Source organism: Labilibaculum sp. DW002 (genome assembly GCF_029029525.1).
Classification (GTDB): Bacteria; Bacteroidota; Bacteroidia; order Bacteroidales; family Marinifilaceae; genus Paralabilibaculum; species Paralabilibaculum antarcticum.
The window spans coordinates 2,490,984-2,503,310 of the sequence record NZ_JAKJSC010000001.1; the positions used below are offsets into that span (position 1 = coordinate 2,490,984).

10 protein-coding genes are annotated in these 12,327 nt (G+C 35.6%); 3 read left to right on the forward strand and 7 right to left on the reverse strand.

The genetic code is table 11. From position 1 onward, the window contains the following. Position 1: 1 nt before the first annotated feature. The 6 genes from mreD to rsmA form a co-directional block, all read right to left on the reverse strand. Positions 2 to 505: a rod shape-determining protein MreD gene (mreD, locus tag L3049_RS09855; protein ID WP_275109638.1), complete on the reverse strand. Its 504-nt coding sequence runs from the start codon at positions 503 to 505 to the stop codon at positions 2 to 4. Then, the gene (gene mreC / locus L3049_RS09860; RefSeq protein WP_275109639.1) at positions 502 to 1,329 is read right to left on the reverse strand and encodes a rod shape-determining protein MreC; all 828 of its coding nucleotides are present in this window, start codon (positions 1,327 to 1,329) and stop codon (positions 502 to 504) included. Before mreC ends, mreD begins: the two co-directional genes overlap by 4 nt. Positions 1,330 to 1,375: 46 nt before the next feature. Then, on the reverse strand, positions 1,376 to 2,398 hold the full coding sequence (locus L3049_RS09865) for a rod shape-determining protein (protein WP_275109640.1): 1,023 nt from the start codon (positions 2,396 to 2,398) through the stop codon (positions 1,376 to 1,378). 30 nt (positions 2,399 to 2,428) lie between these two features. After that, positions 2,429 to 3,961: a bifunctional phosphoribosylaminoimidazolecarboxamide formyltransferase/IMP cyclohydrolase gene (purH, locus tag L3049_RS09870; RefSeq protein WP_275109641.1), complete on the reverse strand. Its 1,533-nt coding sequence runs from the start codon at positions 3,959 to 3,961 to the stop codon at positions 2,429 to 2,431. A gap of 282 nt (positions 3,962 to 4,243) precedes the next feature. Further along, positions 4,244 to 5,605: a magnesium transporter gene (gene mgtE / locus L3049_RS09875; protein WP_275109642.1), complete on the reverse strand. Its 1,362-nt coding sequence runs from the start codon at positions 5,603 to 5,605 to the stop codon at positions 4,244 to 4,246. Positions 5,606 to 5,630: 25 nt separating this feature from the next. Then, positions 5,631 to 6,422: a 16S rRNA (adenine(1518)-N(6)/adenine(1519)-N(6))-dimethyltransferase RsmA gene (gene rsmA / locus L3049_RS09880; RefSeq protein ID WP_275109643.1), complete on the reverse strand. Its 792-nt coding sequence runs from the start codon at positions 6,420 to 6,422 to the stop codon at positions 5,631 to 5,633. Positions 6,423 to 6,639: 217 nt separating this feature from the next. Here rsmA and L3049_RS09885 point away from each other — a divergent pair, with 217 nt between their 5' ends. Then, on the forward strand, positions 6,640 to 7,653 hold the full coding sequence (locus L3049_RS09885) for a lysylphosphatidylglycerol synthase transmembrane domain-containing protein (protein ID WP_275109644.1): 1,014 nt from the start codon (positions 6,640 to 6,642) through the stop codon (positions 7,651 to 7,653). A gap of 7 nt (positions 7,654 to 7,660) precedes the next feature. Next, positions 7,661 to 8,842: a hypothetical protein gene (locus tag L3049_RS09890; protein WP_275109645.1), complete on the forward strand. Its 1,182-nt coding sequence runs from the start codon at positions 7,661 to 7,663 to the stop codon at positions 8,840 to 8,842. Between the two features lie 50 nt (positions 8,843 to 8,892). Here L3049_RS09890 and recQ read toward each other — a convergent pair whose 3' ends face one another. After that, the gene (gene recQ, locus L3049_RS09895) at positions 8,893 to 11,070 is read right to left on the reverse strand and encodes a DNA helicase RecQ (RefSeq protein WP_275109646.1); all 2,178 of its coding nucleotides are present in this window, start codon (positions 11,068 to 11,070) and stop codon (positions 8,893 to 8,895) included. A gap of 262 nt (positions 11,071 to 11,332) precedes the next feature. On the opposite strand from recQ, the gene L3049_RS09900 reads away from it, so the two are divergent. After that, positions 11,333 to 12,301 (forward strand): KpsF/GutQ family sugar-phosphate isomerase, encoded by a 969-nt coding sequence (locus tag L3049_RS09900; protein ID WP_275109647.1) that lies wholly within the window; start codon positions 11,333 to 11,335, stop codon positions 12,299 to 12,301. Positions 12,302 to 12,327 lie beyond the last annotated feature (26 nt).

The following is a 12,327-nucleotide window of genomic DNA, read 5'->3' on the forward strand; positions in this document are numbered from 1 at the left end:
TCTATTTCTTGAACATTAAGAACTGAGATGTCACCAATAAAGTTAAGGTAAAAAAGGCACTAAAAATGATTCTAATAATAGTTTCACTTAAATTCGAGAAAGAAAATACCTCAATAAAAAACAAAAAACTATGATGTGCTAAAACCAATGCAATGCAATATTTAAAGAACCAAGCAAATCCATAATGAAAAACGCCAGGTCTAGTTCCCTGTTCGTATCCATCCCTTACCGATAAATAGTTTAAGACATAAGGACGTAAGTAAGCCATAAAAACACTTGCAGATGCATGCATTCCTAATGTATTCGAAAAAATATCGACGCTTAAGCCTAAGAAAAAAGACAGCACCAACAAAACCCAGTTCGGTGTTTCGAAAGGTAGCAAAAGAATAAAAAGAACATATACATAAGGGTTAATAAAACCACTTATTTGAATATTGTTTAAAATAGCTACTTGAATAAAGACAAGTATCACAAATCGTAATGTATTTTTTAAGATTTGATTCATTTGACTTCTCCTTTCTCCAATTGAATACGTTCTGTTTTCATCAAGTCACCAATCACTTTAACGTAAGATATTCCTTTAAAATCATTGGAAAGATCAATAACTACATCATGAAAATTTCCGCCAGATTCGGGTAAAACCTTTTGAACTGTTCCCAACAATATCCCTTCAGGAAAAATAGACGAATAACCACTTGTTACAATGGTATCACCTACCTGAATTTGCACGTGAAATGGAATTTCATATAGGCGAGCCGTTTTATAGTTTTTACCATCCCAGGTAAGAGAACCAAAATAATTGTTCTTCTTAATTTTAGCTGATACTCTAATTCGACTGTTTAACAAAGAAATTGCTGTTGAAAAATTGTCAGAAACACTATTGATTACCCCTACAACTCCATTATCGGTAACAACAGCCATTTCGGGCTTAATACCATGTATTTTCCCTTTGTTAAGCGTAATGTAATTTAGCTGCTTATTAACGGAGTTATTGATGATTTTAGCTGTACGATAGATGTACTGTTGCTGATACAGTGAATCATTATAGAGATGTGAAGAATCGACTGAAACCTTAAACGATTCAGCCAAAATATTTTTCAATTTTGTATTTTCTCTATTTAATTGTTCATTGGTTTCGGCCAAAGCCAAATAATCGGTTGTAGAAGAAACCCGATCATAAATGGACCCAGTAACAACATTACTGGAGTTCAGGAATTCTGTTTTTTGATAATTATTGTAGCTAACCAACAATAACAAGCAAAAAATTTCAATTACAACAAACAAGATCGTAAAATGAAATCTTACGATGAAATGTAATAAATTCTTCATTCAAAAATTCGAATCCCTGTTAAACCAAAATAAGTTTCATTCCTGATTATCTCATTAGGAATGAGAAATTATTCACATTTTTAAGAGCAACACCTGTTCCTCTTGCAACAGCTCTCAAAGGATCTTCAGCAATATGGAATGGAATATTTAGTTTGTTCATCAAACGCTTATCTAGGCCACGAAGTAGCGCACCACCACCAGCTAGGTAAATTCCACGGTTTACAATATCTGCGTACAATTCAGGAGGTGTTTGCTCCAATGCGCTTAGAATTGCAATCTCAATTTTAGAGATCGATTTTTCCAGACAATGTGCAATCTCCTGATATGAAACAGGAATCTCAATTGGAAGAGCTGTCATCTGATTTGGTCCTTGAACACGGAAATCAGTTGGTGGTTCTTCTAATTCAGAAAGTGCAGACCCAACATGAATCTTGATATCTTCAGCTGTACGCTCACCAATTTTGATATTGTGTTGATGACGCATGTATTCTTGAATATCAGCAGTTAAATCATCACCAGCAATACGAATAGATTTATTCGTAACAATACCTCCAAGTGAGATAACCGCAATTTCAGTTGTACCACCTCCTATATCCACGACCATGTTTCCTTCAGGGGCTTCAACATCGATTCCAATACCAATAGCAGCAGCCATTGGCTCATAAATCATGTAAACATCTCTACCTCCGGCATGTTCCGATGAGTCACGAACGGCACGCATTTCAACCTCGGTACTACCCGATGGAATACATATTACCATTCTTAACGAAGGAGGAAACAGACGTGGTTTTTTGTTGATCATTTTGATCATCCCACGAATCATTTGTTCGGCAGCATTAAAGTCTGCAATTACACCATCGCGTAGCGGACGGATTGTACGAAGATTATCGTGAGTTTTACCTTGCATTTGGCGTGCTTTCTCGCCAATAGCTACCATCTTCTCGGTGCGTCGGTCTAATGCCACAATCGAAGGCTCGTCAACCACAATCTTATCATCGCAAATGATGATTGTGTTTGCCGTTCCCAGGTCGATGGCAATTTCCTGTGTCATGAATGAAAAAAATCCCATATAGTCGTTATATTTCTCTGTTATCTTATTTTAATGTTTAAAGTGACGCATTCCAGTAAACACCATCGCAATACCATATTTATTGGCTAAGTCGATAGATTCCTGATCGCGAATTGAACCTCCAGGTTGAATGATTGCTGTAATTCCTGCTTCGTTTGCAGCTTCAACACAATCGCCGAAAGGGAAAAAGGCATCTGATGCCATAGCACTTCCTTTGATGTTTTCGCCACCTTGACGAATTGCATTTTCTAAAGCCCAAATGCGACTAACTTGTCCTGGCCCAACACCAGTTGTAGTCTTGTCCTTAGCAATTGCAATACCATTCGATTTAGCATGTTTCACTGCTTTCCAAGCAAACATTAAATCTTCCATTTCTTTTTCTGATGGCTGACGTTCTGTTACAACTTTCAACTCATCCTTAATTAATTTCTGATCTTGTTCCTGGATTAATAATCCTCCCAGCACAGTACGTGCTTTAAAGGTTGAATATCCGGTTTTTAAGATTTCCGGAAGCTCCAATAATCTTACATTCTTTTTCTTGGTTAATATCTCAAGTGCTTCAGCACTGAATGATGGAGCAACAATAACTTCTAAGAAGATTTTGTTCATAATTTCAGCTGTTGCAGCATCAATCTCACGGTTTGAAGCAACAATACCTCCGAAGATTGAAACAGGATCAGCCTCATAAGCTTTCTTAAATGCTTCAGCGATAGTTTCGGCACTACCAATTCCACACGGATTAGCATGCTTAGCTGCAACAATAGTCGGCTCGCTGTATTCTTTTAATGTTTCAAGAGCACCATCGGTGTCACCAATATTGTTGTATGAAAGTTCCTTACCATGAAGCTTGTTTGCTGCAGTAAGTGTTCCTTCAGTTTCTTTAATTTGAGCATAGAAACTAGCTTGCTGATGTGGGTTTTCACCATATCTTAAATCTTGCTTCTTCTCGTAAGTTAAAGTGATCGTATCCGGAGATTTAATATCCAGTTTAGTGTTGAAATAGTTTGAAATTAAAGCATCGTAGTGTGCAGTATGTTGAAATACTTTAGCTGCTAAGTACTCTTTAGTTTCGAAACTAGTTTCGCCTTTTTCTTTAAGTTCTGCAATAACAGTATCGTAATCTTTAGGATCTGTAATAACAGAAACAAAATTGTAGTTTTTTGCAGCAGCTCTAAGCATTGTTGGTCCACCTATGTCAATATTTTCAACAATATCTTCATGGCTTGATTTCGGATTCAAAACAGTTTCCTTAAAAGGATAAAGGTTACAAACAACGATATCGATTGGATCGATTCCCAACTCTTTCATTTGTTTCTGATGCATTTCGTTATCACGAATTGCAAGTATACCACCTTCAACATGTGGATGAATTGTTTTTAAACGTCCATCAAAACATTCTGGAAATTGAGTTAAGTCTGAAATATCCATAACTGGAATTCCCTCAGCCTTAAATTTTGCAGAAGTACCACCAGTAGAAATAATTTCCCATCCTAGTTTGTCTAGTTCTCTAGCAAATTCAACAACATTTGTCTTATCAAATACACTGATTAGAGCTCTTTTCATGATTCGTTTTTTGGGGTAATTTTATAAAATGGTATCAATTAATTTTTCCTTCGAAAAATAATCTCGGCTCCTCAATCTTGCAAATAATTCAATTACAACAACTTACATCAATCTCAAAAACCTCATGCAAAGTTAAGAAAAACCTAAAAAAATACGTCCTCAAAAAAAGATTTTTATTCATCTTTTTTCCAAAATCATAATATAGGGAATTGTTTACAATAAAATGCGACTTTCTTTTCTCATCTCAACTCCTTAAATTTCATTCAAACACCTTTTTGCATTCTAAAAAGCACTATAAAAATAGACTCCAATGGCAAGATAAATTAGAAGACCAACAATATCGTTCAATGTTGTAATAAAAGGTCCTGTAGCTAATGCCGGATCAATTTTCATTCTGTTCAACATTAAAGGAATTAGAGTTCCTGCGATTGCTGCAAATATAATTACGGCAAATAATGCTACAGAAACGGAGATGGTTAGTGCGAACGAATCAGCGTAGAAAAAATAGTTGCATAAAAATAATAAAGAAGAACATGTTAGACCGTTAATGATAGCTCCTCCCAATTCACGCATCAAACGACTAAATGTACTCTCAATTCCTAAAGAATTACTAGCAATACCTTGCACAATAATTGCAGATGATTGTACTCCAACATTACCTGCCATTGCTGTGATTAGAGGTATGAAGAAGGCAAGTTTGGCATTATCTGCTAATCCATTTTCATGAATAGAAATGACCATTGCCGCTAAAATACCACCTGCCAAACCAATCAGCAACCATGGTAAACGGGCTCGGGTTTGTAGCCAAATGGAGTCATTCGCCTCAATATCTTCAGAGATACCTGATGCCATCTGGTAATCTTTTTCTGCTTCATCACGAATGACATCAACAACATCATCAATGGTAATGCGTCCCATAAGTCGACCAATACTATCCACTACAGGAAGTGCTACGAGGTCGTATTTCTCCATAATAAGAGATACTTCTTCCGCTGGTTCATCAGTATGAACAGACATGGCATCTGGTTCGAATATATTAATAATCTTGGCAGAAGTTGGACTCAAAATCATCTTTTTGAGAGAGAGAGTTCCAATGAGTTTGTTGTCATCATCAACGACATAAACGTAATAAATCTCATCAATATCTTCAGCTTGACGACTCAATTCACGGAGGCAGGTTAGAACAGTCCAGTTTTCATTGACTATAACCAACTCTTTTCCCATTAGACCACCGGCAGTATCTTCATCGTAATGAAGAAGATCTACAATATCCCCGGCGGTTTCAACATCTTCGATTTGTGAAAGGATTTCCTCCTGTTTGTCATCGGATAAGCCACCAATTAGGTCGGCAGCATCATCAGAATCCATATGGTCGATGAATTTTTTTGCAATAACCTCAACTGGAAGAGCTTTTAAAAATCTGTCTCGATCATCATCTTCCAGTTCTGCTAAAACATCAGCCGCAATATCCCCATCTAAAAGTAAATACAGAAATTTAGCTTCTTCAATGCCAAGTTCATCGTAAATTTCCGCAATATCGGCCGGATGCAATTCATCCATTAAAGCAATTGCCTCCGCTTCATTTTGTTCCTCAATAATTAGTTTAAGATCATCGATGTATTCGCGTGTTAATTCAAATTGCATAACATCTTATTTTTTGAGTGTGTTTTTATTCTCTTAATTCTGAATTAATCAATTCTTCAATTTTATTTGTTAATTCTACAAATTCTTGGACAGATAATTGCTCTGGTCTTTGTGCCATGATTTCATCGTCCAGTTTTGCGTCACCAAGAATGCTTTTAAGAGAATTTCTTAGCGTTTTACGTCGTTGGTTAAAACCTGTTTTAACGACTCGAATGAAAAATTTTTCGTCACAATTCAAATTCATTGTAGTGTTACGACTCATTCTTATTACAGCAGACTTAACCTTGGGTGGTGGATCGAAAACTTTTTCTCCAACCGTGAAAAGATAATCGATATCGTAGAAAGCTTGCATAAGTACGCTTAAAATGCCATAAGCCTTGCAGCCAGGTTTTGCAGCCATACGTTCGGCAACTTCCTTTTGTATCATACAGACAACCTCAGGTATTTGATCTCTAAAATCAAGAACTCTGAAGAAAATTTGTGAAGAAATATTGTATGGGAAATTCCCAATAACTGAAAAAGGTTCATTAAATAATTTGGATAAATCGAATCGTAGAAAATCCTCTCCAATAATTCGACCATCAAGTTCGGGATAGTTCTCTTTTAGGTAGGCTACGGATTCAGTGTCAATTTCCACAACATGTGTTTCGAAATTGGTATTGGGTAAAAGGTATTGTGTTAGCACGCCCATTCCAGGACCAACTTCTAATACTTTGTTTACCTTATCTCCATTCAAGCTGTCAACAATTTTCTTTGCGATATTTAAATCTTTAAGAAAATGTTGTCCTAAATTTTTCTTTGCTCTAACTTGTCCCATATCCTTCTATATTATTACTTCTTTTACTAGCACCTCAAGTTAACAAACATTAAAAACAGAAGCTTTTCAAAGGAGATTTCAAACATTTACTTATTTTTGTAGCTCATTATCGCTCGGCAAATTTAGAACTTAATACTTGAAACCTATCGTTTCGCTGCCGAAAAATTTAAACTTCGTTAGAAATTAGTTCCAATTTCTAACTTTAAAAATATTAAAATTGAAGAAAAAGCTCGTTCATATCATAAAATTTTTAATCTTCTTTTCGATTAGTTCGTTTTTATTTTGGTGGACCTATAAAGGACAAAACTTTTCAGAACTACTAACAACTCTGAAAACACAAGTTAATTATTATTGGATTTTACTATCCTTATTTTTTGGATTATTAAGTCATATCAGCAGAACTATTCGATGGAATTTACTGATTGAATCTCTTGGCAAAAAACCCAGAACTGTAAACACTTTTCTGGCTGTAATGATCGGATATTTCGCAAACTTATTTCTTCCTCGGATGGGAGAAATATCAAGATGTGGCTTAATTAGCAAATACGAAGATATTTCCTTCTCTAAACTAGTCGGAACAGTTGTTTTAGAACGTGTTTTAGATATTATCATGTTATTGATATTTCTTCTCATTGCCTTATCAACCCAATTTTCTATCATTGCTGATTTCTTTACTCAAAATCCGCGTGTAAGCGAAAACCTATCAAACGTTTTTGCTTCTTCCTATACTCTTTATTTCATCATTTCAGTTTCCTTAATTATCTGGATACTCAGAAAGAAATTTAGAGACACAATTGTATTTAAAAAAATCGACGCAACACTAAAAAACTTCGCCGATGGATTTAGAGCAATTAAAAAGCTTGAAAACAAATGGGCCTTTGTTTGGCATACTGTGTTCATATGGATCATGTATTACCTGATGACCTACATCTGTTTTTTCAGCTTTGGTTTTACCTCTAACCTTCCGGCAATTGCAGGACTAACGGTTTTCGTGATGGGAAGTTTTGGAATGGTTGCACCTGTTCAAGGTGGAATTGGAGCTTGGCATTTTATGGTAATCGGAACCTTATTGGTATACCTTCCTGAAGTTGCAAACATTGAAACAATGTCGAAAAGTTTCGCATTAGTAGTTCATGGCGCACAAACAGGAATGATTCTCATATTAGGTGCACTTTCAATAATTGCACTTCCAATTGCCAACAGAAAATACACAAAACCAGCTAAGGCTTAAGATTGTTATGAGTATCGAATTTAAAATAATAGAGGTTTGCGATGCCCAAACAGTTAAGGAGTTCATTGAACTTCCCGTAAGACTTTACCAGAAGAAAAAAAACTGGATTCGCCCATTGGATTCTGACATTGAAAAAGTGTTTGATCCTAAGAAAAATAAAATGTTTGAACATGGAGAATGCACCAGATGGATTCTTCAAGATAAAAACAAACAAACCATTGGACGTATTGCAGCCTTTATTGATCACAAATCAAAAGATGTAAACGAACAGCCTACTGGTGGGTTAGGATTTTTTGAATGCATTAACGATAAAAAAGCGGCATATCTACTCTTCGATACCTGCAAGCAATGGCTCGAGAAGAAAAATATTGAGGCAATGGATGGACCAATCAACTTTGGAGAGCGACACCAATGGTGGGGACTTCATGTTGATGGTGATCACAAGCCTTTGTATTGCATGCCATACCACCTTGATTATTATCAAGAGTTTTTTGAATCGTATGGTTTTCAAATCTATTTTAAACAATACACCTATCGTGCTAAATTTGAAATAGAAAGTTTAAGCGAAATTATTCAGTGGAAAGCAAATCGTCTTTTAAACAACCCAGATTACAAGGTTGTTCATTTCAACAAAAATAATTCGGACAAGCTAGTTAAAGATTTTGTGCAAATTTACAACGAAGCTTGGGTTAAGGAAATTCCAGGTATCGAAGGCATAACAATCGAACAAACCAAAGAGCTCTTCGATTCTTTAAAGCCAATTATGCATGAACAGCTAATGTGGTTTGCTTACTATAAAGAACAAGCAATTGGTTTTTTCATCATGTTACCAGACTTAAATGAGCTATTACAACATCTGAATGGGAAAATGAATTTATACGCTAAAATGCGCTTCTTATACTACAAACACATTCAGAAAAATAAAAATGCAATTGGTTTAATTTTCGGTGTTGTTCCTGAATTTCAAAAAAGAGGAATTGAGGCAGCCATGATTTATGAATTTTCAAAATCTGGCAGAAAGGCAAGTTTTCCATTCTTGAACCTAGAAATGAACTGGATTGGTGATTTCAACCCTAGAATGAGCCATTTAATGGAACACGTTGGAGCCAAAATATACAAAACTCATCACACCTATCGTAAACTTTTCGATGATACCAAAGAGTTCAAACGCTCTGTAATTATAAAATAACAAAGGCTACTCAAATGAGTAGCCTTTGTTATTTATATGATCTGATTAATCTACAATCCATTTTCTGAATGATACAAAATCCGCATCAAACGAATATCTCCTTCAGTATAGTCTTCCTCTCCTAATTCATCGAGAGCTTCTTCAATACTATCTGTTTCAGCCTCATCGAAATATTCCAAAATTTCATCCTGACGATCCTCGTCTATTTTTTCTTCGACATAATACTCTAAACTCAACTTAGTACCAGAATAAACAATTGCCTCCATCTCTCTTAACAGATCAGAAAATTCCATTCCTTTTGCTTCGGCAATGTCTTCCAAATCCATCTTTCGATCGATACTCTGGATGATATAAACCTTAAATTTTGACTTATCAACAACAGAACGAACTACCATATCCTGAGGCCTTTCAATTCCATTTTCTTCAACATGCTTCCCAATTAGGCTCACAAAATCTTTTCCAAATCGCTTAGCCTTCCCTGCTCCTACACCCTGAATATGGGATAATTCCTCAATATTTATTGGGTAATGAATCGCCATTTCCTCCAAAGATGGATCTTGAAAAACCACATATGGTGGCACCTCCTTTGTCTTAGCTACTTTTCTTCTCAAATCTTTCAACATTGAAAGCAATGCATCATCAACAGCAGCAGTTCCTGCAGCTTTAGTGGCCTCTGTGTCAATTCCATTAAAGTCATGATCATCAGTAAGCATAAAAGGAACTGGATTAGCTAAGAAATTATGTCCTTCTTTTTTAATCTTGATAACGCCGTATTGTTCAATGTCTTTTTCAATGAACATGTTGATTAATGCACGGCGGAAAACCATATTCCAAAAGTGCTGATCTTTATCTTTTCCACAACCAAAAATTTCTAAATCGTCATGTTTGTACGATTTGGTTGAAGAGTTTGATTCACCAGTGAGAATATTGACAAGGTGATCTATCTTGAATCGTTCTTTTACTGTTTTTACAACATTGAGAGCTTTAACAACATATTCTTCACCCTGGAATTCTTTTTTAGGATGTAGGCAATTATCACAACTTCCACAATTTTCTTCCGAATGTGTTTCACCAAAGTAGTGAAGTAGGACGGTACGTCTACAAACTGCAGATTCGGCATACGAAACAGTTTCTAAAAGAAGCTGCTTCCCAATTTCTTGCTCAGCAATAGGTTTGCCTTGCATGAATTTTTCAAGTTTCTGAATATCTTTATAACTATAGAAAGTAAGGCAATGTCCTTCGCCACCATCTCTTCCGGCACGTCCGGTTTCCTGATAATAACCTTCCAAACTTTTAGGAATGTCGTAGTGTATCACAAAGCGCACATCGGGCTTATCAATTCCCATTCCAAATGCGATTGTGGCGACTACAACATCGATATCTTCCATTAGGAATTTGTCCTGATTACCAGATCGGGTTGCAGAATCCATACCTGCATGATAAGGAACTGCATTAATACCATTAACCTGTAAAGTTTCGGCAAGTTCTTCAACTTTCTTTCTGCTTAGACAGTAAATGATACCTGATTTACCTGTATTAGCACGAATGAATTTTATAATTTCTTTGGTGGCATTTACCTTAGGAAGTACTTCGTAGTATAAATTTGGCCTATTAAATGATGATTTAAAAACCAAGGCATCTAACATTCCTAAATTCTTTTGGATGTCGTGCTGAACTTTTGGAGTTGCAGTTGCAGTTAATGCGATTATTGGAGCTTTCCCAATTTCCTCAACTATAGGTCTGATTTTACGATATTCTGGACGAAAATCGTGTCCCCATTCAGAGATACAGTGAGCTTCGTCAACAGCGTAAAAAGATATCTTAATATTTTTAAGAAATTCTATATTACTCTCTTTGGTAAGAGATTCTGGTGCAACGTATAGAAGTTTGGTTCGGCCTTCAATTACATCCTCCTTTACCTTTAGTGTGGCAGATTTCGAAAGTGATGAGTTCATAAAGTGGGCAACTCCATCATCTTCCCCAAAATTTCTCATAGCATCAACCTGGTTTTTCATCAAGGCAATTAGTGGGGAGATAATAATGGCTGTTCCTTCCAGCATCATGGCTGGTAGTTGGTAACAAAGTGATTTGCCACCACCTGTAGGCATTAGTACAAACGTGTCGTTACCACTTAAGATATTTTGAATTACTGGTTCTTGATTTCCCTTAAAATTCTCGAATCCAAAATACTTCTTTAAATTAGTTGATAATTCAAAGTTCTGTCCCATACTTACTATTGATATGCTTTTTCCCAAAAATATATGCGGTCGGCTAAATTAATATTTTATTACCAACCTAAAATTTTAAATGGTAATATTTACATCACCATTCATTCCCGTATTACAAATTTCGATACTTTTGTATTTTAAATTTAGATAAACATTTGAAGAAAACAAAACCTTGAAATCTTTTAACAGCTTTTAACTGAGAATTAAAGATTGATTTGTCGGACTTTGTTTAGCTTTGTGCAGACCATAAAATTCAAAAGATTTGGAGCCTACATACAATATTAAAGAAATTGCGATTAAAACGATTGCAGAAGAGGAAAAAACCATTAGTCAACTTAAAAAGTATATTGATGGAGATTTCGTCAACACAGTAGAATTAATTCTAGAAAGTAAGGGGCGTGTTGTAGTTACAGGAATTGGTAAAAGTGCCAATATTGCAACTAAAATTGTTGCTACTCTAAATTCTACAGGTACACCTTCTATGTTTATGCATGCGGCAGATGCAATTCACGGAGATTTAGGTATGATTATGCCTGATGATATTATTATTTGTATTTCGAAAAGTGGGAATACACCAGAAATTAAGGTTTTGGCACCACTAATTAAGAATGTAGGTAATACATTAGTTGGAATGGTTGCTGGTTTAGATTCTTTCCTTGCAAAACAATCAGATTACGTTCTAAAGGCTGTCGCTGACAAAGAGGCTTGTCCAAACAATTTGGCTCCTACTAATTCAACAACTGCGCAGTTAGTTATAGGCGATGCATTAGCAGTATCATTACTTGAAATGCGTCAGTTCACATCTCAAGATTTTGCTAAATTTCACCCAGGAGGAGCTTTAGGAAAGAAACTGTATTTGCGTGTTAGTGATCTTTATGGAAAAGATCTTCCGCCAAAAGTATCTGAACAGGAAACTATTCGCCCAATAATTCTAGAAATATCTTCTAAAAGAATGGGAGCTACTGCTGTGGTTAACGAAAACAATAAGTTAATTGGAATTATTACAGATGGTGACCTTCGTAGAATGTTGGAACAAAATAAGGATGTAAGTCATCTTCTTGCAAAAGATATCATGAGTAAAAATCCAAAAACAATTGATTCCGATGCGCTGGCTATCAATGCCTTTCATCTAATGGAAAGCAACAACATTACTCAACTTGCGGTTATTCAAGATGAAAAATATGTTGGAATGGTGCACTTACATGATATTTTGAAAGAAGGAATTGTTTAACTTAGCTACTTCGCAAAACAATACAT